Genomic DNA, 23,032 nt, shown 5'->3' with positions numbered 1-23,032 from the left:
ATCGGGTGGAAGCATCGGTGTGGCTCACGTAGCGTGGAGTTCGTCGCTGAAATCGTGAAGATAAGGAGAACACATGGCACAGCAGACAAAATCGGCCAAGGCCGCGGGCGCCAAGGCGGACGGGTCCGTACGGGAATCCGGGAGCCACGAGATCGATCCCCGACGCAAAGCCGCGTTGGACACCGCACTCGCACAGGTCGAGAAAAGCTTTGGCAAAGGTTCGGCTATGCGTCTGGGCGACCGGCCGGAGCAGAATGTCGAAGTGATTCCCACCGGTTCACTCGCGCTTGATATGGCCCTTGGCATCGGCGGGTTGCCGCGAGGCCGCATCGTGGGGATTTGTTGCATGTCGTCGCCAACGCCCAGAAAGCCGGCGGTGTCGCCGCGTTCATCGACGCGGAACATGCCCTCGATCCGGTGTATGCCCGTCATCTCGGTGTGGATACCGATTCGTTGATTGTCTCCCAGCCGGATAACGGCGAACAGGCGCTGGAAATCGCGGACATGCTCATCAGGTCCGGCGCCTTGGACGTCATCGTCATCGACTCCGTGGCGGCGCTGGTGCCGAAGGCCGAAATCGAAGGCGATATGGGCGACAGCCACGTGGGCCTCCAGGCGCGCCTGATGAGCCAGGCGTTGCGCAAGATGACCGGTGCTCTCGCACAGGCCAATACCACGGCTATTTTCATCAACCAGCTGCGCGAGAAGATCGGCGTGTTCTTCGGCAATCCGGAAACCACCACCGGCGGAAAGGCGCTGAAGTTCTATTCGTCGGTGCGCCTGGACATCCGCCGCATCCAGACCCTGAAGAACGGGGACGAGGCTGTCGGCAGCCGAACCCGGGTCAAGGTCGTCAAGAACAAGATGGCGCCGCCCTTCAAGTCCGCTGAATTCGATGTGCTGTACGGTGAGGGCATCTCGAAGGAAGGCTCGATCATCGACATGGCATTGCAGAGCAATGTCATCAAGAAGTCGGGTTCATGGTTCACCTACGGTGGTGACCAGCTGGGTCAGGGTCGTGAGAACGTGCGCAAGTACCTCAAGGACAATCCCGAGCTGTCCGACGAGATTGAGACCAAGGTCAAGGAGGCGTTCGGCCTGATTGAGCCAACTGACCAATTCGCTGAAGGCGATGAAGCGGCAGCTGCCGCCGAGCCGACAAATGGCGAGGCTGGTAAAGCGGCTGCTGCCGATTCTGCGGCGGCATCGAAAAAAGCCTGACGTCCGATGATTGACGCCGAAGCGTTTATCGCGCAACACGGTACTCCCGTCGCCGCGCATGATGCCGTATCAAGCTCGGCGATGGGCGCGCCTCGGCCGGATGCCCTCGAAGACGCAAACGACGGGCATACGGAAGACCGTAATCAACATGATGTCCGGGCGTATGCACGTGGTTGGGGGCGCGGAAGAGTCAAACGAGCCGGAAGGTGGGCCAGGGGCGCTAGTGCCGAAGGCGCTGCCGCACCCAAGCAGGGGCCGAGCGATCCATGTGATGAGGATGCTTGCCGGGAAGCGGCATTGCGTCTGCTGGACTGTGCGGATCGCTCGAGTGCGGCGCTGATGGAGCGTCTTGTTCTCAAGGGGTACGACGAAACCGTCGCCGACGCTGTCGTAACGAGATTGCGTGAAGTCGGTCTCGTCAACGATGAGGAATACGCCAGGTCAGTGGTCAGGTATTGCGCGGGGCGCATGCTGGGGGAGCGCGGTACGCTACTTGAGTTGTCGCGCAAACGTGTTGACCGAGCGCTGTCTCAACAGGTGGTCGGCGAAGCCCGTGAAGCCGGCGTATTCGTCGATGCGGCTTGGGAACTCGGGCGTAGCGTCGCTGCTCGTACAGAGGGGCTCGATCTGCAAGTCAGGCTGAGGCGGTTCTGGGCTGCCGGCGGACGCAAAGGTCATAGTCCTGACATCCTGCGGGACATATCGCACAGCTTGTTCGGCAAGGATGCCTAATGAGGCATTCTGTCGTGTGTCGCCACACGGATGGCCATCCATCTCGACCTGGCGTTGCCGCCAGGCTCTAGCAGCCTACCCGAAGACATGGGCGAGCAACCCTTGACGTCTTCTGCTTGGCCTTGCTCCCGATGAGGCTTGCCATGCGACCGCTGTTACCAGCGGCCCGGTGGTCTCTTGCACCGCCGTTTCACCCTTACCCGGCCGAAGCCGGGCGGTCTGTTCTCTGCTGCGCTATCTCTCAGGTCACCCTGGGCGGACGTTATCCGCCATCGTGCTCTGCGGAGCCCGGAAGTTCCTCAGCCGAATCGGCCGCGGCCACCGTGGGGTCTCAAATACAATATTATATGCACAGACCCGGTACACCGCAATGTCGGGAAGATTTCCGACACCCGTAAGCGAATTGGCTTCACATTGCCGATTATTCGGCTACAATGAATCGTACCCGGACGGCGAAGACGCGGTTCGGAACAACCCACACACAGCGGGCAACACCGCTTGAGGCTAGGAGGTCCACATGGAAATCGTCATCACCGGACGCCACACGCAGGTCAGTCAGAAATTCCGTGACGTCGTTGAAAGCAAGATGAATCGTGTGACCGCAATCGCTCCGGACGCCCAGCGCGCTCAGATTGTCGTGACCCACGAAGGCAACCCGCGTCAGGCGGATACCGCCAAGCGCGTGGAAATCACCGTGGTGGCCGGACGTACCGTCGTCCGCGCCGAGGCGTCGAGCTCCGACGAGTACAGTGCTCTTGATATGGCGCTTGACAAGCTGACGCTGCGTCTGCGCCGTACCCGTGATCGTCGCAAGGATCACCGCCGTGGCTACGTCAACCCGGTTCCGGTCGATCTTGGCCCGATCGAGGTCGAGCAGGAAGAGGCGTCGAAGGAGGAAGAGCCCAACAACAGCCCACAGGCCGCCGTTGCATCCGACCTCGGTCCTGGCGAATCCGTCGAGGTCCAGGTAGGCGACACGCCGATTGTCATTCGCCGCAAGCTGCATATCGCCGAGCCGATGAGCATCGATGAGGCCCTGTACGAGATGGAGCTGATCGGCCATGACTTCTTCCTGTTCGTCAACAAGGAGACCGGCCGTCCGTCCGTGGTGTATCACCGTCACGGATGGAGCTATGGCGTCTTCGAGATCGACACCGCAGAGAACGTGGCTAAGGCCAAGAAGGAGGCCTGATCCATAAGCTGTCTGCGGACAGCGTATCGGGAGTGCGGCGGGGGGCCCCGGTGCCTTTGACGGCGGGGGCCCCCCCGCCATGTCCGCCCCGCCATATCGGATGAAACTGATGGATTGCGTGTAAAATCCTCTCCGTCGCGTACTATGAAATGGGTCAGTGAGGGCTGTGCAGCCCCGCACGACCGTTGTGCTGAATGAACTAGGGAGCGAAACGTGGTAAACATCGTCGACAAGGCCCTACGTATGGGTGAAGGCCACCAGCTGAGGAAGCTGGAGAACGTCGCGAAAGCGGTGGATGCGCTTGAGGACGAGATATCGGCCCTCTCCGACGAGGAACTCAAAGGACAGACCGCCAAGTTCAAGCAGGAGCTTGACAACGGCAAGAGCCTTGACGATATCATGCCGGAGGCGTTCGCCACGGTGCGCGAGGCATCGAAGCGCACGCTCGGCCTGCGCCACTTTGACGTGCAGCTCATGGGCGGTGCGGCGTTGCACTGGGGCAACATCGCAGAGATGAAAACCGGCGAAGGCAAGACCCTGGTCGCCACGTTGCCGAGCTATCTCAACGCCCTTGAAGGCAAAGGCGTCCATGTGGTCACCGTCAACGACTATCTTGCCAGCTACCAGAGCGAGCTGATGGGGCGTATCTTCCGCTTCCTTGGCATGAGCGTGGGCTGCATCATCACCGACCAGAAGCCCGCCGAACGTCGTAAGCAGTACAACGCGGATATCACCTACGGCACGAACAACGAATTCGGTTTCGACTATCTGCGCGACAACATGGCGTGGGACAAGAACGAACTCGTCCAGCGCGGCCACCATTACGCCATCGTCGACGAGGTCGACTCCATCCTCATCGATGAGGCACGTACCCCGTTGATCATCTCCGGTCCGGCGGAAGGCGATGTCACGCGCTGGTATCGCCAGTTCGCCCGTCTGGTGCCCAAGCTCACCCGCGACGAGGACTATGAGGTCGACGAGAAGAAGAAGACCGTCGGCATCCTCGATCCAGGTATCAGCAAGGTCGAGGATTACCTGGGCATCGACAACCTGTATGAGCCGGGCAATACCGCGTTGATCGGCTATCTGAACAACGCGATCAAGGCCAAGGAACTCTTCCTGCGCGACCGCGACTATGTGGTCACCAACGGCGAGGTGCTCATCGTCGACGAGCATACGGGCCGTATCCTGCCGGGCCGCCGGTACAACGAGGGCCTGCACCAGGCGATCGAGGCGAAGGAAGGCGTCGAGGTCAAGGCCGAGAACCAGACCTTCGCGACCATCACCCTGCAGAACTACTTCCGCATGTATGACAAGCTCGCCGGCATGACCGGCACCGCCGAGACCGAGGCCGCCGAGTTCATGGGCACCTACAAGCTCGGTGTCATCCCGATCCCGACGAACAAGCCGATGATCCGCAAGGACCAGGACGATCTCATCTTCCGTACGAAGAAGGAGAAGCTCCAGGCGATCGTCAAGGATGTCGCCAAGCGTCATGCCAAGGGGCAGCCGGTCCTGCTCGGCACCGCGTCCGTCGAATCCTCCGAGGTCGTCTCCTCGCTGCTCGATGTCGCGAAGATCCCGCATCAGGTGCTCAACGCCAAGCAGCACGCGAAGGAGGCCGCCGTGGTCGCCGTGGCCGGCCGCAAGGGCGCTGTGACCGTCGCCACCAACATGGCCGGCCGTGGTACCGATATCATGCTTGGCGGCAATGTCGAGTTCCTTGCGGACGCCAAGCTCAAGAAGGAAGGCTATTCGCCCGACGATACGCCCGAGGAGTACGAGAAGCGCTGGCCGGGCACCCTTGCCGAAGTCAAGGCGCAGGTCAAGGACGAGCATGACGAGGTCGCCGAACTCGGCGGTCTGTATGTGCTGGGCACCGAACGCCACGAGTCCCGCCGTATCGACAACCAGCTGCGCGGCCGTTCCGGCCGTCAGGGCGACCCCGGCGAGTCCCGCTTCTACCTGAGCCTCGAGGACGACCTCATGCGTCTGTTCAACACGCAGCTGGTCGCCCGTGTCATGTCCCGCGGCCTTCCGGAAGGCCTGCCGATCGAGTCGAAGAGCGTGTCCAAGGGCGTGCGCAACGCACAGAAGGCCGTGGAATCACGGAACTTCGAAATCCGTAAGAACGTCCTGAAGTACGATGACGTGATGAACAAGCAGCGCAAGGTCATCTACGCCGAGCGTCAGGCCGTGCTCAAGGGCGAGAATATCCACGAGGATATCCTGCGCTTCATCGACGAGACCGTGGGCAGCTACATCCGCGGCGCCAACCGTGGCTCCGCCAAGCCTGAGGACTGGGATTGGGACGGCTTGTTCAAGGCGTTGTCCGAAGTCATCACCGTGGACATCGACGAGGACGAGGCGAAGAAGGCCGTCGAAGGGCTGAAGGGCGAGAAGGCGGCCGACAAGCTGCGGGGGCTTATCGTCGAGCAGGCGAAGGAGGCCTATGCCCAGCTCGGCGAGAAGCTGAGCGACGAGGCGCTCCATCAGCTCGAACGGCGTGTTGTGCTCGCCGTGCTTGACCGCAAGTGGCGCGAGCACCTCTACGAGATGGACTACCTCAAGGACGGCATCGGCCTGCGTGGCATGGGCCAGCGCGATCCGCTGGTCGAATACCAGCGTGAAGGCTACCAGATGTACAACCAGATGATCGAGGCGATCAAGGAAGAGACCATCCAGCTGCTCTTCCACATTGACATCCAGGAAGTCGCGCAGAACGAGGACATCACCAGCGAGCATGATGAGGATGCCGCTGTGGACAAGGCCGAGGAAACCGTCGGCATCACGTCTACCGATGCCGAGGACGAGCCGACCGCGGTCAGCTCCGCCCCCGAGGATCCTGATGACGTGGACGAGACCGCCGATGAGGCGGACGCTGCCGCGGACGCCGAGCCAGGCATCGTCGGCCCGGAGCCGATCAGCCATGAGGATGTCAAGCTCCCCGCCAGCAAGCGCCCCAAGAGCGAAGAGCTCAAGACGCCGTGGGCGGATGGCCGTACCTTCCCCGGCACTGCGAAGAACGCGCCGTGCCCCTGCGGTTCCGGACGTAAGTACAAGATGTGCCATGGCCATAACGAGCAGTGAACCCGCGTGCCGCAAAGGCACGGGGATGATCTGACCACTCCATGACGGTGGGGCCGGTGCGGGAAACCGTGCCGGCCCCACCGTTGTATTGTGGCTGATGCCCCATAATGTGGACGTTTGCCCGGACGATAACCTGGAAACGTTAGAATAAGCCACGAACCTAATCCAACGTCAGATGCACAGGAGGGCATGATGGCTGAGATCACATGGAAGTCGATTCTCGCGCAACTCGTCAACGGCAATCATCTGGATGCGAACGAGTCCTGGTGGTTCGTCAACGATCTCATGAACGGCAATGCCAATCCTGCATGCGTTGGAGCCGTGCTCGCCACACAGCAGCAGCTCGGCCTGACGGCACCCGAGATCGAGGGCGCAGCCAAGGCAATGGTATCGCATGCCGTGCCGCTCAATGTCTCCGGGGAAACCACCGATATCGTCGGCACCGGTGGGGACAAGGCCTCGACGGTGAACCTGTCTTCGATGGGCGCCGTGGTCGCAGCGGCTGCCGGCGTGAAGATCGTCAAGCATGGCAACCGTGCCGCATCCTCGAAATGCGGATCCGGCGATGTCATCGAAACTTTGGGCGTCCCGCTCGATCTCAAGCCGGAATATGTGGCACAGATCGGCGATGAGATCGGCATCACCTTCGCGTTCGCGAAGACGTTCCACCCGGCGATGCGGTTTGTCGGGCCGGTGCGTTCCGCTCTGGGCATCCCCTGTGTCTTCAACGTGCTTGGGCCGCTGACCAACCCGGCAAACCCGCAGCATGTCGCCATCGGATGCGCCGACCGTAAACTCAGTCCGCTCATGGCGCAGGTGTATGCGAACCGCGGGCAGAGCGGCATGGTCTACACGTCCAGCGAAGGTTTGGACGAGATGGCTCCGACCGGACCGGTATCCGTATGGCTGATCGGCGGCGGGAAGGTCACGCAGGCACAATTCGACCCGGTGACGGAACTGGGTATCGAGCCGGTGACCGTGGAACAGCTCCGTGGCGGCGAGCCTGAGCTCAATGCCCGGATCTTCCGTGATTTCCTTGACGGCAAGTCGGTCGCCTCGCGCTCGACCGCCCTGCTGAACGCCGCGTCCGCGATCGTCGCGGACGGCCATCTCATCCAGGACGGTTCGCTTGCCGACAAGTTCAGGCAGGCGTATGCGCTTGCCGAGCAGACCGTCGATTCCGGCAAGGCGAAGGACCTGCTTGACCGCTGGGTAGAGCTTGCACGCTCCAAGCGGGCCGCGCAGGGGGAGTGAAACGCTCCGGCGTGACATTCCGGCATCAATGACATCCGGGGGCTATCAGCGCGAATCCGCCGATAGCCCCCGAATTATATCGAACGGTTGAGCATATGACGCCTGGCACGCCCCGGTCATGGCCGTACGTACAATCACGCCAATCACGCCGCGTGATACGGCACACGCACCGGTGTCAGACGCGCGCCCCGTCGTCGAACGGGTCGTCATGGCGCTTGCCGCGACGGCTCGCAGCCAACCCGGCAATCCCGACCAGCAGGACGGCGCCGAACACCGTGCCCAGCATGCCGGTGAATCGCGGCACCAGCACCGAGGCGATGATGCCGAGCACGCCGATCACGGTCAGCGCGGCGAACACGATGAGGCGACGCGAGGTCGGCGCAAAGGAGGTCGGGGGAGTGAACCCCCCGCCATACCGGTCCATCACCACGTCGGTATCCAGCCAGCTGGACGCGGTGGTGTCCCGCGGGCCGCGTCCGGGGCCTATGGCGTCATCGGTGAACGTGCCCTGGTCAAGGTCATTCACCGACAGCATCGCCTTCTTCTGTGCGCGTTCGGCATGTTTCTCGAACCGTTTCGCATTACGGGATCGTGCGACATCCGCGAGGTCGTCGGCATGCTCCTGAGCGAACGCCTCCCATGAGGCGTCGAGCGGTTCGCCGGATGAAGCGCCGTCGGAACCGTCTGTTGGACGCGCTCCTGACGCATTGGTATTGTTGTGCTCAGTCATAGCTACCACTGTAAACGAGCGTCATGTCAAGTCGCTGGGAAGGGAGAGCCTCTCGTGCTCTACTGGTTTTTCGTCCGGACCCTCGGTCCGATTGCCAGACGTCGGTTCAATCCAACCGTTGAGGGACTCGAGAACATCCCGCGTCACGGCGGGGCGATCATCGCGGCGAACCATCTGGCGGTCATCGATGACGCCCTGCTGCCGATGACCTGCCCGCGGATGATTCATTTCATGGGCAAGGCCGAATATTTCGAAGGCAAGGGCATCAAGGGCAGGTTCAAGAAATGGTGGTTCACGTCCGTCGGCGTGTTCCCGGTGGACCGTTCGGGCGGTTCCAAGTCGCTGGGCGCGCTCAACCATGCCAAGGAGATCCTTGAGGAAGGCCATCTGTTCGGCATCCACGTCGAGGGCACGCGAAGCCCTGATGGCCGCCTGTACCGTGGCCACACCGGTGCTGCCCGTCTCGCCTTCGAGACGGGATGCCCGATCATCCCGACCGCGATTATCGGCTCTCGCGATCTGCAACAGCCCGGGCAGGTGATTCCTGGCAAGGGCAAGTCGAAGGTCATCTACGGCAAGCCGATTCCTGTGCCGCGCAAGCGTCCCGAGGATGTGACGCATGAGGAGCTTCGCGAGCTCACCGATCGGGTGGTGAAGGCCATCGGCGAGATGAGCGGGCAGGAATACGTGGACGAGTACGCGCAGACCGTCAAGGCCAGGCTGAAGGCACAGCAGGAGGCCAAGACCCGACAGGACGACTGACGGGTTGCCGGGCGCATGAAGGCGGGTGAGCCGTCTCACATGCCCGGCATTCGGCCCGCACGTGATGGACATGTGCCCGAGTGGCTTAGACCACGGTCAGCGTGATCACCGTCTTGTTGCCCTTGTCGTCGCGGACCCGCACCTGCTGGCCGGCCGAAGGCGATTGCAGGCGCACGGTGTGCGTGATATCCCCGAGCGGGGCGCTCACCTTGACCTCAAGTCCGAGCGCCTGGAGCGTGGCGGTCGCTTCGCTGGTGCTCTTGCCGGTCACGTCGGGCAGTGTCACCGTCTGCGGGCCCTTGGACACGACCACGCTGACGGAATCGCCCCAATGCAGCTGGGTGCCGACACTTTGGGAAGCGGAGATGATCCTGCCGCTGGCGACCGTGTCGCTGTACTCCTCGGAGTATGTCGCCTTGAGCTGGAGACTGTCGAACAGGCTCTGGGCTTCATCCTTCGTTTTGCCTACGATATCGGGCATATTCACCGGCATGGGCCCCAGCGACAGCACGACGGTGACCTTGGCGTTGTGGTCCATCGTCGTTCCCGGGTCGGGGGAGATGCTCAGCAGCGCGTTCTCGGGAACGGTCAGCGAATAGTCATCGTCGTTGCTATTGTGCGCGATATTGGTGAAGCCGGCTTTTTCCAAGGCGGCCATCGGATCCTTGCCGTCAGCGGTGGAAGCGTCCGTGATATCCGCGGGAATGGTCGACTGCCGGATCCCCTTGGAGACGGTCACGGTGATATTGCCCGCATTGCGCTTGCTGATATGCGCCCCGACCGTGGACGGGGTGGTGGAGATGATCTCGCCTTCCGGGACCGTGTCGCTGTACTCCTGGGCGACCGAATAGGGGATGCCCGCCACGTTCAGTGTGCTGCGGAACGACTTCCAGGAGACGTTCTTGATGGTGCAGGCCTTGCCGCTCGTGCACGACAGGTCCGTCGGACGGGGCATGGTCCAATAGCTGCCGGGACCGAGATAGTACCACCATGCCGAGCATCCGGCGCCGCCGACGAGTACGACCGCCATGATGGCGGCGATGATGACCGGCGCTTTCCTGCGTGGGCGTTTGCCGTCACGCGCATGCCCGACCGCCGGGGACGGCTGTTGCGCCGCCGTGTCCGGCGAGCCGATGGCTTGGGTGAACGCGTCCTGGCTGCTGATACTGCGCGGATGCGTCTCACGCGGCTCGAGGATGCTGGTGGCCGACATGCCGGTCCGGGTGCCGGGGACGGGCTGCCGCATCTGATCTGTATCGGCGGGGTGCGGGGAGGCCTGGGCGACGCTCGCAAGGCGATTGCCGGCAACGGTATCGTCGCGCCGCAGGGACGATACCGTTGCACGAGGCGGTGTGTCGGATGCCGTTGCCGGCTCGGCGACCAATCCGGACGGGGCCGTGGTCGTGGACGCCGTGGTCGCGGATGCCATGGTGCCGTGGCCGGGCTGCGATGTACGGCGGTACTGCCAGGCGCTCATCGGCAGCTTGGCGATGATACCGCGCAGCGCCTGTTGCGCCTCCATCGCGTCTTTCGGGCGCGCCTCGACCGATCGCATGGTCAGCAGCGCGATGAACCGCGAGACTTCCGGGTCTATGCCCGGGCACCTTGACGAGATGGGAGGAACGTCCTCGTGAACGTGTTTGAAGACCATGGTCACGGGATTGTCGGACTGGAACGGCGGTTCGCCGGCAAGCATCTCCCATGCCATGATGCCCACCGAATACAGGTCTCCCTGGGGTGTGGCCTGGTTGTTCTCAATCATCTCGGGGGCAAGATATGCGGCCGTGCCAAGCAGCGTGCCCGTCGTGGACAGCGTCGCCTGCGACGCGGCTTTCGCCAGCCCGAAATCAGTGATTTGCACATGGCCGCGGTCGTTGAGCAGGATGTTCTCCGGCTTGATATCCCGGTGCACGACCCCCACTCGATGCGCCGCCGCAAGCCCGTCCAGCGTCTCCGCCACGACGCGCAGGGCCTCACGCACGGTGAACGGCCCCTGCTGATTCATCTCATAGCGCAGATTGACCCCATGGACGTATTCCATGACCAGATAGTTACGGCCCTCGACCTCACCGGTGTCGTAGACTTGGACGATATGCGGGTTCGCTATGGCCGCCGCGGACCGGGCCTCGCGGTGGAATCGTTCCACGAACTGTTCGCGATGCGGTCCCTGCGCCAGCTGCGCATGCATCACTTTGACGGCGACATGCCGGTCAAGACGCATGTCGATCGCCTCATACACGGTAGCCATGCCGCCGTCGGCGATTTTGCGCACGATACGGTACCGGTCGTCGATGATCTGCCCCTCGTTCGCAGTTTCAGTCATGTTCGCAGGCCCTTTACTTAATAGTGATGACACTAGTCTACATGCCTCTGGCTACTCGCCGGCTGTCGGGGCCTGCAAACGTTGCAGCCGGATCACAGGCAGGAATCGGGGATGAAGGTGCGGCACGCCTCGAGGAGCATGTCGCGTGAGGTTTGCGGCAGTTCTGCTTCGGCGATGGCTTGGCCGGCTTGCGCCCAGAGCTTGCGGATCCGTTCGCGCGAGAGTTCGACCGCCCCGCTTGCGGTAAAGATTTCGATGCCGCGGCGCACCTGCTGAGCGTCGCGCGAGGGAGCCTCGTACATGGCGGTCAGTTCGCTGCGGTCTGACGGCGACGACAGGGAGAGGGCGTCGGCGAGTAGTACGGAACGTTTGCCTTCCTTGATATCTCCGCCGACGGGTTTGCCGGTGTTCTTCGTGTACCCGATGACATCGAGCAGATCGTCGGCAAGCTGGAATGCGACGCCGAGCGGCTTGCCGATGCGCTCGCTGAGCAGCCCTGCGATCTGCGGATTGGTCCCCGCCGCCGTCAACCCCAGTTGCAGCGGTGCCATAGTCGTGTAACTGGCGGTTTTCCAGCGGAAAACGTTGAGCGAGGCATCCGCGAGGCGTGCCGGGTCACTCAACGGGGTGAGTTCGACCGCGAGGTCAAGCACCTGACCGACGCTGACATCGCGCTGCATGCCAAGGAACACCGAACGCAGCGTGTCGGGATTGCCCAGCGACGATGCCGCGGCGTTGGCGATCGAGATGCTTACAGTCGCAAGGATGTCTCCGAGCATGAGCCCGAGGCCGCGGCCGATGGATTCGCTGTGCGTCTGCTGCGCGAGCGCGCGATGGGCGCTCGGCTTGCCCCGGCGCAGGTCCGAATCGTCGATGATGTCGTCATGGACGAGCGCGGCGGTCTGGAACACTTCGATCGCGCAGGCGAGGTCGGTCATCGTCTCCCGTGCCTGCGGCGTAACCGGCAGGCCGGCGGCATCGAACGCGGCAAGCGCCAGGCGGGCTCTGAGCCGTTTGCCTCCTTGGCTTGAGACGACCGCTTGCGTGGCGACCTCGTGGAGGACATCTCGGCACGATGCGGCGATTTCGGCGTCGGGCACGGCGAGGTGTTCGCGGACCAGGTCATCGATGCGCTGTTCAATACGTTCCAGATCTGACGGCATGCTCATGTCTACGAGGGTATCCACAGCGTTGCGACATTGCTGGCGGCTGGCAGAGGGCGTGTCGCGCGGGGACGGTCGGCAATGAACGGCGACAGTCGGCATTGAACGCGGCGAGCGCCGGCGAGCGGGATGTTCCGGTGTACGCGGCTGGTGCGGCGAGGCGGCGCTGAAGCGATACCTGGGGCGGTTCGCATCCTTTGACCACATTCGTCTGTCACACTGGACTGGAGCCGTCGTGGTACTTCAAGCTGAACAAGGGCGGATGCACGGGGCGTCCGCACGAAGTCCCGGAACCGACCGGGGGATGGGGGAACCATGGAAGACGGCAACAAGGACGGCACGCAGCCACAAATGAGTCGGCTGGTATTCAACGCGTTGGCACGCTACTGGGAATGGACGTACGAAAAGGGGGAGCCGCTGCCCGGGGCGGATGCTTCGCGGCTTTTTCCCAGATACTGGTATTCGCAAGGGGGCCGCTTGCCGTTGCGCCGGTGGGAGGAACTGCCCGAGCCGGAGGGGACATGGAGGGTGTGGAAATCGCCCGGGCTATTGCCTGAAGCCTGGGTTGACTTCCAGAACGCGCGATACCGGCGATTGCGCCATGGGGAAGGCGTCGTCATCGGCACTCGACTGTGGGCAGGGGAGGCGTTGGAGATGTGGCATCGCAACCAGCGCGAGGGCGGGTCGCACCTGCCTGCAGACGACCAGCTGCTGCTCAGGCTTGCGGTGGGAATGCGGCAGAATATCGCCATTCGTGACGCTTTGATCGTCTCGGCGGTCAGCATCAGGCCTATCGATTCGGAGACCTTGTTGCGGTTCGCGGCGGAACCGTCCTGTCCGGGGCATGCAGTGACGATGGGCAAGCTGCTCACCGAAGCGTTCGACGAGCCCAAGGCGGTCCCGCGTATCGGTTGCATGCGCGCTTCCGCGAAGATGCTTGAGCGCATGCTGGAACTCGTGCCGGTGCCCTATCGGGTGAATGTCCTGGCGTGTCTGGCGTATCTCATGTGGTGGGTGGATGATTCGCGTACTGATATCATCGCGCAGATCGCCCGGCATATCGACCCCGGATGCACACTCGCCGGCATCGTCATCGATGCGCTGCGCAACGATACGAAGCCGCAATGGTGCAATCTATGACATCGCGCAGGAGACGTCGTGTATTGAGCTCCGTGGCATCAAGTCGTTGTTTCAATCGTGCGGGAATAATCGTCCACAGAAGATGGTTAACTCCTATAGTTGACGATTTGCCCTTGCCATAATTGCGCCCTTGAACAGGTGCGGCATGGCGGGATCACGCAGGAGGATAAGTTTGGCCAAGGAAACGACGGCAAGCAAGAAGAACGCTGATCAAACCGAGAAGACCACATCCACCCGCAGCACGGCGGCGAAGACGACCACCCGAAGGTCCAGGACGGCGGATAAGGCCCCCGCATCATCAACGCGTCGGAAGACCACGCGCAAGACGGCATCCGAAGGGTCGAAGACCACTGGCGCGAAAGCCTCCAAGAGCCGCAAGACCGAAGCCGCGCAGAGCACGACGGCGACCAAGACCGCGCGCAGGCGGACCGCGAAGACCGCCGACCCGGATGCCACGCTCGAGCGCGATGACGACCGGCTCGATGACGAGGAGATCGAGGATGAGGACATCGAGGATTTCGATGACCTTGATGACGGTGATGAGCCTGACGACCTCGACGATGACGACCTTGACGACGACGAGTCCGAGGACGACGGCGACGAGGCTGAGGACGACGACGGTGACGAGGACAAGCACCAGCACCATGAGCCGGAGGTCCCCCCGAAGGCCAAGGGCGCGTTCGTCATGCGTGACGACGATGACGACGACAACCTCACGCCGTCGGGCAACCCCAAGCGCCGTGTCATCGCAGCCGGTGCGACCGCGGACCCGGTCAAGGACTATCTCAAGCAGATCGGCCGGGTCAGCCTGCTGAACGCAGAGCAGGAAGTCGACCTGTCCGAGCGCATCGAGGCGGGCCTGTATGCCCAGCACCTGCTGGACACCGAGGGCGAGGGTATGAGCTTCAAGCGCAAGCGCGAACTCAAGTGGGCCGCGGCCGACGGCAAGAAAGCCAAGGACCACCTGCTCGAGGCGAACCTGCGTCTGGTCGTGTCGCTGGCCAAGCGGTACACCGGGCGCGGCATGCTGTTCCTCGACCTCATCCAGGAAGGCAATCTCGGCCTGATCCGCGCGGTCGAGAAGTTCGACTGGAAGAAAGGCTTCAAGTTCTCCACCTACGCCACATGGTGGATCCGCCAGGCGATTACGCGCGCGATGGCCGACCAGGCGCGCACGATCCGCGTGCCCGTCCACATGGTCGAGGTCATCAACAAGCTCGCCCGCGTCCAGCGGCAGATGCTGCAGGACCTTGGCCGTGAACCTACGCCCGACGAGCTGGCACGCGAACTCGACATGCCGGTCGAGAAGGTCCAGGAAGTGCAGAAGTACGGTCGCGAACCGATTTCCCTGCACACCCCGCTCGGCGAGGACGGCGACTCCGAATTCGGCGACCTCATCGAGGATACCGACGCCATCGCCCCGTCCGACGCCGTCGCGTTCTCGCTGTTGCAGGAACAGTTCAAGCAGGTCCTGGAAACGCTGTCTCCGCGCGAGGCCGGCGTCATCAAGATGCGTTACGGCCTTGAGGACGGCCAGCCCAAGACGCTCGACGATATCGGTCGCGTGTACGGCGTGACCCGTGAGCGGATTCGCCAGATCGAATCCAAGACCATGTCGAAGCTGCGCCACCCCTCGCGTTCGCAGACCCTGCGCGACTTCCTCGACCAGTGACGCAGCGCCGCATGCGGGCCGCCCTTGATTGTCAGGGCGGTACGCATACGGGCAGGCGACGGCGGGAAACGAAACGCAAGATAACGAATGGGGATTATGGCAAAGGAAAACTACAGCGCCGACAGCCTGACCGTGCTCGAGGGGCTCGACGCGGTGCGCAAGCGCCCCGGCATGTATATCGGCACGACCGACAGCCAGGGTCTGATGCACTGCCTGTGGGAGATCATCGACAATTCCGTCGATGAGGCGCTCGCCGGGGCATGCAATGACATCAAGGTGATCTTGCATACTGACGGCTCGATCGAGGTGGATGACAACGGCCGTGGCATCCCGGTCGATGTCGAGCCGAAAACCGGCCTGACGGGCGTCGAGGTCGTCCTGACCAAGCTGCACGCCGGCGCGAAATTCGGCAACGCCTCATACAATGCCGCCGGCGGTCTGCATGGCGTGGGTTCGTCTGTGGTCAACGCGTTGAGTTCACGTCTCGACGTCGAGGTCGACCGCAACGGCAAGACCTACCATATGGCCTTTCACCAAGGACATCCCGGTGTCTACCAGGACGCCGACCCGTCCAAGCCCTCTCCAGACTCCCCGTTCAAACGCACGCGCAAGAACCGCGCGACCGAGCTTGAAGTCATCGGCAAGGTCTCGCCGAAGACCACGGGCACGCGTATCCGGTATTGGGCCGACCCGGAGATCTTCAACGATACCGCGCGGTTCAGCTACGAGCAGCTCATCGACCGGGTCCGTCAGACCACGTTCCTTGTTCCCGGGCTCAAGATCACCGTCATCGACGAGAACATTCCCGAGACCGGCGACGCGTCCGTCGACGCGATGCTGGAAGTCGACCAGGCGGATGAGCCGGCATTCCCAACACCATCCGAATCCGGCGATGCCAGCACGGCGACATTCGCCGACACCGAGAGCGCCGAGACACCGGACATGCCGGATTCGTTTGACGGTCCCGACGACGGTGAGCCGCAGACGGCAGCCCAGCAGGTCATAGCGGCGACACCGCAGCCCTCCCACCGCAGAGTCGAGGAATTCCTCCACACCGGCGGCGTCAAGGATTTCGTGGACTTCCTGTCCAAAGGCGAGCCCGTGTGCGACATCTGGCGCATCACCGGCGAAGACACCTACGTCGAGGAGACGCAGGCGGTCGACAGCAAAGGCGAGTTGCACGCGCAGAACATCGAGCGCACATGCAAGGTCGATATCGCCCTGCGCTGGGTCAACGGCTATGACACCACCCTGCGCAGCTTCGTCAATGTCGTCGAGACCCCGGGCGGCGGCATGCACGTCGACGGTTTCCTGCAAGGCATCACCAAACAGATCCGCAAAAGCGTCGAAGACAACGCACGCAAGCTCAAAGTGAATCTCAAGGATTCCAAGACTCGTGTGGAACGCGATGACATCCTCGCCGGTCTGGTCGCGGTCGTCACCGTGCGCATCGCCGAACCCCAGTTCCAGGGGCAGACCAAGGACGTGCTCGGCACGGCCCCGGTGCGTCCGATCGTCTCGAAGATGACCGAGCAGCAGTTCGGCGAGATGATCACCGGTTCGAAGCGAGGCTACAAGGAGCAGTCCGGCAGGGTACTCGAGAAGATCGTCGGCGAGATGCACGCGCGCATCCAGGCGCGCAAGACCAAGGAGGTCACCCGCCGCAAGAACGCGCTCGAGGCCGCGTCCATGCCGGCGAAACTCTCCGACTGCCAGCCGGGCAACGACGATATCGCCGAACTGTTCATCGTCGAGGGCGATTCCGCACTCGGCACCGCGAAAGCCGCCAGGAACTCAAGCTTCCAGGCCCTGCTGCCCATCCGCGGCAAGATCCTCAACGTGCAGAAGGCGAGCCTGTCGCAAATGCTGTCCAACAAGGAATGCGCCTCGATCATCCAGGTGGTGGGAGCGGGTTCCGGCGCGAGCTTCGACCTGAGCCAGGCGAGGTACAACAAGATCATCATGATGACCGATGCCGATGTCGACGGCGCGCATATCCGCATCCTGCTGCTCACGCTGTTCTACCGGTACATGCGCCCGCTGATCGAAGCCGGCCACGTGTATGCGGCCGTCCCGCCGCTGCACCGCATCGCGCTCGCCGGCAAGCACAAGGGCGAGTTCATCTACACCTATTCGGACGACGAGCTTTCCGGCAAGCTTGCAGACCTAGATCGCCGGCATATCGACTACAACCCCGATATCCAGCGGTACAAGGGCCTGGGCGAAATGGACGCCGACCAGCTGGCGGACACGACCATGGACCCGCGCTCGCGTATGCTGCGTCGCATCCGCATGGAGGACGCGCAGAAGGCGGCCGGTATCTTCGACCTGCTCATGGGCGGGGAAGTGCCGCCGAGACGCCAGTTCATCGTGGAGAACGCGGACGATTTCGACCGCAGCAAGATCGACACCTGATTCGGTGCCTGTGGTGTCCGCCGGCGTGTGAAGACCGCCAGCAGACACGGTATCACGATTGAGGCCGCATCGGGCCGGGGTTCGCGGGCATCCCGCTACCTGCCCCTGGTGCGGCCTCGAATCGTTGTATCGGTCGGTGCTGCGAATGTTTGTTCTCAGGCTGTTCGACGCTTGGCTATCGCCCTCGCGTACACCTGCTCGACCTGGTCGGCGATGGTACGCACGTCATAGCGTTCAAGCAGAAGTTCCTCACGTTGATGCACCTGCCTGGCCCACGCGGCGTCGTCAATCGCCCGTGCAATGCGTTGTGCCAACACCCGGGCGGTATCGCGCCCACGAACAGGGAACAGCGCGTCGGTATCGCCCAGCAGCGTGGAATGGTATCCGGGATTGTCCCCGGCCAACGTGACCTTCGCCCCGGAGGCAATCGCCTCCAACAGCACGATGCCGAAGGATTCACCGCCCGTCGCGGGGAAGACCGCGACATCGGCGCTGCGCAGCAGGGAAGGTTTGGCGGATTCCTCGATGAATCCGGTGAAGGTGACCGGCGTGTCGAATCCGGCGGCCCGGTGCCGGCACTCCTCGAGCAGCGGGCCTTTGCCGGCCATCGTGACATGGGTGCCGGCGGGGAAGAGCCGGTGCTGTTCGCCGTATTCGATCGCATCGAGCAGGACATCCGCCCCCTTGCGTTTGACGAAACGGCCGAGGAACACGATATGCGGTGCCATGGTGTCGCTGTCCAACGCGCCGGCATCGACAGCGGCCGCCCGGTCGCGCATCATACGGACATTCACCGGATTGGCGATGACATGCGCCTGCGTATGAGCGGTCATCGCGGCATAACGCGCCGCGACGTCGGATACGGCGATGACCTCGTCGATACGCCGGTGGGTGTGCGCGTTGATCGCCCCCAGCGCCAGCCCGCCGATGGCGGACAACGGGTCGCTGACCGCGATATGGTAGGTCGCCACGACGCCCGTATCCGGCGATGCCGCCTGGAGGACACGTCCGGCCATGAACGGGCTGTATGGCGCCTGGACGTGCAGGATATCGAAATCGCCTTCCGCAAGTGTGCGTGCGATGAGCCGACGGCTTGCCGGCAGGGGGATGCGCATGCGGTTCCCGTTCGCGCTCACCATCACGTTGCGGGACATGACGTGCGTATTGGGGACAGGGGGGTGCTCGGTCTGCCCGACCAGATAATGCACGTCGTGACCGCGGCGGGCGAGTTCCTTGCCCAGGGTCACGATATGCTGCTGCACGCCGTCAAGCACGTCAAGCGTGTCATCGAATACGAATGCGATGCGGTACGACATGGTCTCCAGTCTAATGCCGCTCGGGCGCGTTCCGGGTCAGGCGGCTTGCGATCATATCGCGTCGGTGATCTGACGGGCCTGGTTGTAGCTGTCGATGATGGTGTTCGGGTTCGACAGCACCAATGCCACATACCATACGACCACGAGGATGAAACCGATGGTCGCCAGCGGCAGACGAGGTACGAACAGGCGCACGAGACACAGGACGAGCACGGCGATGAGCATCCACATGAAGGTCAGGGATTCCAGACGCAGCCAGGTGAGCCCATACGCGCCGATGTACAAGTGCAGACGCCACAGGGCTGAGGCGAGCATGACTCCGGTTTCGCCGATCAGTACGACAAGCATGCCGGTCAGGGGTGTGGTGTGGCGCACCCGGCATAGGACCAGCGCGTAGCCGGCGAGGTTCACACATACGACGGCGAGCAGCTGGAAGAATCCTTCCCGGGCGTACTGGGAGTAGGTGTAGCCGTCGGGCAGTTGCCGGCCACTGAACAGGAAGGCGAACTGGATCGCGCAGAACATCGCGTACAGGACGAGCACCAGTGCGAGGACAACCGCGGCCACTGTCGTGTCGAAGGTGCGTTCATTCCGGCTGGCTGTGGCGTCCCCCGTACCGGACGGCGTGCACGCGTGCATGCGCAGCCGGTTGGTGACTTCGGTCTGCGCGAGGATGGACAGGCAGAAGGGGAAGAGGAACACGATAATGAGCACGTGGCGTACGAATTCGGAGATGTCGATCGATCCGATCATGCGGCGCAGCGCGTAGTCGAACACCAGATCGCTGGAAGCCAGAAGCGCAGTGAGAGCGACGAGCAGGGGGACGGCGACAATGATGATGAGCAGGATGCGGCGGGCCGTGCCCATGTGTTCTGTACGCCGCTCGCTGCCGGCGGTGTCAGTACCTGCGGACGATGCACTGCTCTGGTCTTGGGGCAGCGCATGAATCGCGTGTTGGGCGTGCCGTAGCGTCGAGCCGACCGCATTGAGCTTGGTGAAGGGGGAAATCCACCCGAGCAGCCAGCGTTTGACGGTCAGCCACGGGTGGTGGGGATCGAACCCGCCATCCGAGATTTGCAACGTCATCATCAACAGGCATGGAATCGCGAGGAAGGTGGTGGTCACCCAGCTATCGTCGATGTTGCCGGCCGCATGCATGGCGATTGCGTAGGCGCACAGCATCGCCGTGGCGATGGTGGTGAACCACCACATGAGGCTGCGATGCGCGGTGCGGAAGAACAGGACGGTGACGGTGGCGATGACTGCCAGCCAGAATCCGTCGAACCATGGCGTGTATGTGTTGGCGTCCGACCATGCGAACACGAGCCGGTCACACAGGATCGGCAGGATAATCGCCGCGCTGGCGATGGCGAGGAGTCTGCGGTCGGCAGGTGTCGAGCCGTCGGGGGCGGCGAGCGGGTCGCGTCTGGGGGCGAAGGGCGTTGCTGGCGGGGTGGTGTACGACGTGCCGGCAACCGCCTGCGGACAGGGTCGTGTCGGTGGCAGGGGGTGCCGCTGTTGCGCAGATTCAGGCATTTGCTGCGCCTGTGTCTGCCGTGTCTGTGTTTGTTGGGCCTGATGTACTGGCTCGCTCTGATGTTGCGATGGTGTCGGCGATGTCATGGTTGCTCCTTCTCGACCTTGGATATCCCCATCGTAAGTATCGAATGTCGATACATGTCTATCGATAATCGATTCATCACGGATATTACACATCGAGAAACGATATATTTCTCTCGTTTATCGATACTGCTATGCTGGACATGCCGACGCGGCAACCGCCGCGTGGGGGAAGGAAGGCATCCATGATCGAACAGCTGCAGCATCCACGGCAGCGCAATGGGAAGCCGCCTGTGCGCAGCAGACACAACGAACCGGCTACGTCGGGCGATTGGGGAGACGATCCGTCCGCCGAGCAACAGACCGCGGATTCAGACAGCGGCATCAGCCCGGTCGTAATCGTGGTGCTCAAAGTCGCGCTGGTCGTATTCATCGCCGTGTCCGTTGCCGCGCAGGTATGGGCCCTGCCGCTTGTCGCACGGCGCAGTGCCCAGGACGCCCCGCAATACGCGCCATATGCGACCGGCTACCTGCTGGCGGTGATCGCGGCGCTCGCATGCTTCGAAATCGGTCTGGTCGCCGTATGGAAACTGGCGTCGCTGTCGGGCCGCGGCATCGTGTTCACGCATGATTCCCTCGTCTGGGTTGATATCATCATCGCCTGCGTCAGCATCGCAGCAATCATCGCGCTCGCCTTGTTCGTGCATACCGCGTTCATCGCGCATCTCAAACCGCTTGCGGTGCCGTTGGGCGCGCTGCTCGTCGCCTTGGGGCTGTTCGCGATGCTGCTGCTCATCATCGTCCTGCGCGCCCTGCTGGTCTCGGCCACGGCGCAGCGTGACGAACTTCAGGCGGTGATTTGAATGGCGATCCAGGTCAATCTCGATGTCCTGCTCGCCCAGCGGGGCATGTCGGTAGGGGAATTCGCCAGAGAGGTGGGCATCACGCCGGCGAATGTCTCCGTGCTCAAGAACGGCCGTGCCAAGGCGATCCGTTTCTCCACCCTCGAAGGCATCTGCCGTACACTCGACTGCCAGCCGGGCGACGTGCTGCAATGGATCCGCGAAGATGACGGGGATGATACCATCTCGTAATCCATACCACTCGCGGGCGCGCGACATGCGGGACGCGAATGCCAAAGCCCTTGGATACGCTCGTATCAATCCCTGCAAGCATGTGCCGGTAGACTCTTGCCGAGGCATCAGGGAAATCTGAACGGAATGAGCCATGAGAGGAGAAGAACCAGCGTGTTCAGCCTGTTGCTTCCTGTAATCTACCTTGCTTTCATCAGCCTCGGGCTACCTGACTCCCTGCTTGGTGCGGCGTGGCCGTCGATGAATCAGCAGTTCGGGGTGCCGATGTCTTGGGCGGGCGGCATATCGATGGTGATATCCGCCGGCACCATCGTCTCCGCGCTCCTGTCGGATCGCTTGACGCTTCGATTCGGCCCCGGCGTGGTGACGGCGACCAGTGTCGGACTGACCGCCGCGGCGCTGCTCGGATTCTCATTCGCGCCGAACTACTGGATCCTGCTTGCAATCGGCATACCGTATGGTCTCGGGGCTGGGGGAGTGGACGCCGCATTGAACAACTATGTCGCCCTGCATTACGCGAGTCGGCATATGAGCTGGCTGCACTGCATGTGGGGGCTCGGCGCTACCGCCGGCCCGTATATCATGGGTTTCGCGCTTTCCCGCGGTCAAGGATGGCATTGGGGGTACCGGTATATCGCCATTGTCCAGATTGTGCTGACCGCAATTATCGTGCTCAGTCTGCCGTTGTGGAAGAACAGGCAGAACAACATGAGGGACAACGCGTCTTCCGTTGCGGATGATGCCGGCGCCGTCGCAGCGCGAAAGCCGCTTGGCATCCGCGGGGTCCTGCGAATCCGTGGCGCGAAGGCGATTCTCCTCATGTTCTTCTGCTATTGCGCCATCGAGCTGACTGCCGGGTTATGGGCGAGCAGCTATCTGGTGATGTATCACGGGGTCGACAAGGTCGTCGCCGCGAGCTGGGCGAGTCTGTTCTACCTCGGGATTACTGCCGGTCGTGGCATCAGTGGATTCCTGACCATGCGGTTCGACGACCCCACGATGATCCGCATGGGACAGGCGATTCTGTTGACCGGACTGGTGCTGATGATACTTCCGTTGCCGGGAACGGTTCCGGCGTGCTGTGGCTTGGTGCTCGCCGGCGTCGGCTGTGCGCCGATCTACCCGTGTGTCATCCATTCGACGCCGGCGTATTTTGGAGCTGATCTGTCACAGGCCATTGTCGGCGTGCAGATGGCCTGCGCATACATGGGTTCCATGGTCATGCCGCCGTTGTTCGGCTTGATTGCACAACACACATCCATTGCCATCTACCCGTGGTATCTGCTGGTTCTGCTCGCCGTGATGACCGCTATGCATGAGGTGCTTCGGCGTCAGCGTGCAGACGCCTGAACCGCGTGGGTATGATTG

At 62.6% G+C, this 23,032-nt stretch carries 16 protein-coding genes, 1 other RNA gene and 1 pseudogene; 12 read left to right on the top strand and 6 right to left on the bottom strand.

Annotated elements, in window-relative coordinates; genetic code table 11:
• Positions 1-73 precede the first annotated feature (73 nt).
• Together recA and WD012_RS06540 are read left to right on the top strand one after the other, a co-directional pair.
• Positions 74-1,221: pseudogene (recA, locus tag WD012_RS06545) on the top strand (recombinase RecA).
• Positions 1,222-1,227: 6 nt separating this feature from the next.
• Positions 1,228-1,953, top strand: a complete 726-nt coding sequence (locus WD012_RS06540) for a regulatory protein RecX (RefSeq protein ID WP_339562957.1) — start codon at positions 1,228-1,230, stop codon at positions 1,951-1,953.
• Here WD012_RS06540 and rnpB read toward each other — a convergent pair.
• Positions 1,950-2,287, bottom strand: an RNA gene (gene rnpB, locus WD012_RS06535) — RNase P RNA component class A. The two genes, WD012_RS06540 and rnpB, sit on opposite strands and share 4 nt — an antisense overlap.
• A 183-nt stretch (positions 2,288-2,470) precedes the next feature.
• On the opposite strand from rnpB, the gene hpf reads away from it, so the two are divergent.
• The 3 genes from hpf (at position 2,471) to trpD (ending at position 7,489) form a co-directional block, all read left to right on the top strand.
• Positions 2,471-3,145 carry a ribosome hibernation-promoting factor, HPF/YfiA family gene (hpf, locus tag WD012_RS06530; protein ID WP_339562956.1) on the top strand — a complete coding sequence of 225 codons (675 nt, stop codon included), beginning with the start codon at positions 2,471-2,473 and terminating at the stop codon, positions 3,143-3,145.
• Between the two features lie 213 nt (positions 3,146-3,358).
• Entirely contained in the window at positions 3,359-6,235 is a 2,877-nt protein-coding gene (gene secA, locus WD012_RS06525; protein ID WP_339562955.1) for a preprotein translocase subunit SecA, read from the top strand.
• Between the two features lie 192 nt (positions 6,236-6,427).
• Positions 6,428-7,489 carry an anthranilate phosphoribosyltransferase gene (trpD, locus tag WD012_RS06520; protein WP_339562970.1) on the top strand — a complete coding sequence of 354 codons (1,062 nt, stop codon included), beginning with the start codon at positions 6,428-6,430 and terminating at the stop codon, positions 7,487-7,489.
• A gap of 175 nt (positions 7,490-7,664) precedes the next feature.
• On the opposite strand, the gene WD012_RS06515 is transcribed toward trpD, so the two are convergent.
• The gene (locus WD012_RS06515) at positions 7,665-8,219 is read right to left on the bottom strand and encodes a hypothetical protein (protein WP_339562954.1); all 555 of its coding nucleotides are present in this window, start codon (positions 8,217-8,219) and stop codon (positions 7,665-7,667) included.
• 54 nt (positions 8,220-8,273) lie between these two features.
• Here WD012_RS06515 and WD012_RS06510 point away from each other — a divergent pair, with 54 nt between their 5' ends.
• Positions 8,274-8,981 carry a lysophospholipid acyltransferase family protein gene (locus WD012_RS06510; RefSeq protein WP_339562953.1) on the top strand — a complete coding sequence of 236 codons (708 nt, stop codon included), beginning with the start codon at positions 8,274-8,276 and terminating at the stop codon, positions 8,979-8,981.
• A gap of 85 nt (positions 8,982-9,066) precedes the next feature.
• On the opposite strand, the gene WD012_RS06505 is transcribed toward WD012_RS06510, so the two are convergent.
• Together WD012_RS06505 and WD012_RS06500 are read right to left on the bottom strand one after the other, a co-directional pair.
• Complete coding sequence (locus WD012_RS06505) at positions 9,067-11,304, bottom strand: Stk1 family PASTA domain-containing Ser/Thr kinase (RefSeq protein ID WP_339562952.1); 2,238 nt, start codon at positions 11,302-11,304, stop codon at positions 9,067-9,069.
• 92 nt (positions 11,305-11,396) lie between these two features.
• The gene (locus WD012_RS06500) at positions 11,397-12,473 is read right to left on the bottom strand and encodes a polyprenyl synthetase family protein (RefSeq protein ID WP_339562951.1); all 1,077 of its coding nucleotides are present in this window, start codon (positions 12,471-12,473) and stop codon (positions 11,397-11,399) included.
• A gap of 309 nt (positions 12,474-12,782) precedes the next feature.
• Between WD012_RS06500 and WD012_RS06495 the strand changes: the two genes are divergently transcribed.
• From WD012_RS06495 to WD012_RS06485, 3 genes are all read left to right on the top strand, one after another.
• On the top strand, positions 12,783-13,607 hold the full coding sequence (locus WD012_RS06495; protein ID WP_339562950.1) for a hypothetical protein: 825 nt from the start codon (positions 12,783-12,785) through the stop codon (positions 13,605-13,607).
• 145 nt (positions 13,608-13,752) lie between these two features.
• Positions 13,753-15,279 (top strand): RNA polymerase sigma factor, encoded by a 1,527-nt coding sequence (locus WD012_RS06490; RefSeq protein ID WP_339562949.1) that lies wholly within the window; start codon positions 13,753-13,755, stop codon positions 15,277-15,279.
• Between the two features lie 96 nt (positions 15,280-15,375).
• Positions 15,376-17,694 carry a DNA gyrase/topoisomerase IV subunit B gene (locus tag WD012_RS06485; protein WP_339562948.1) on the top strand — a complete coding sequence of 773 codons (2,319 nt, stop codon included), beginning with the start codon at positions 15,376-15,378 and terminating at the stop codon, positions 17,692-17,694.
• Between the two features lie 155 nt (positions 17,695-17,849).
• Here WD012_RS06485 and WD012_RS06480 read toward each other — a convergent pair whose 3' ends face one another.
• Positions 17,850-19,010 (bottom strand): glycosyltransferase family 4 protein, encoded by a 1,161-nt coding sequence (locus tag WD012_RS06480; protein ID WP_339562947.1) that lies wholly within the window; start codon positions 19,008-19,010, stop codon positions 17,850-17,852.
• Positions 19,011-19,061: 51 nt separating this feature from the next.
• Positions 19,062-20,546: a DUF4153 domain-containing protein gene (locus tag WD012_RS06475; RefSeq protein WP_339562946.1), complete on the bottom strand. Its 1,485-nt coding sequence runs from the start codon at positions 20,544-20,546 to the stop codon at positions 19,062-19,064.
• A gap of 269 nt (positions 20,547-20,815) precedes the next feature.
• Here WD012_RS06475 and WD012_RS06470 point away from each other — a divergent pair, with 269 nt between their 5' ends.
• The 3 genes from WD012_RS06470 to WD012_RS06460 all read left to right on the top strand — a co-directional run bounded on the left by WD012_RS06470 (position 20,816) and on the right by WD012_RS06460 (position 23,014).
• Positions 20,816-21,433 (top strand): DUF2975 domain-containing protein, encoded by a 618-nt coding sequence (locus WD012_RS06470; protein WP_339562945.1) that lies wholly within the window; start codon positions 20,816-20,818, stop codon positions 21,431-21,433.
• Entirely contained in the window at positions 21,434-21,664 is a 231-nt protein-coding gene (locus WD012_RS06465) for a helix-turn-helix domain-containing protein (RefSeq protein ID WP_339562944.1), read from the top strand.
• Between the two features lie 153 nt (positions 21,665-21,817).
• The gene (locus WD012_RS06460) at positions 21,818-23,014 is read left to right on the top strand and encodes an MFS transporter (protein WP_339562969.1); all 1,197 of its coding nucleotides are present in this window, start codon (positions 21,818-21,820) and stop codon (positions 23,012-23,014) included.
• The last annotated feature ends 18 nt before the right edge of the window (positions 23,015-23,032 follow it).

Source organism: Bifidobacterium thermophilum (assembly GCF_037482445.1).
In the GTDB taxonomy this organism is placed as follows: domain Bacteria; phylum Actinomycetota; class Actinomycetes; order Actinomycetales; family Bifidobacteriaceae; genus Bifidobacterium; species Bifidobacterium thermophilum_B.
Note: the sequence above shows the minus strand (reverse complement) of the source record. Positions and strands in the feature narration are given on the sequence as shown.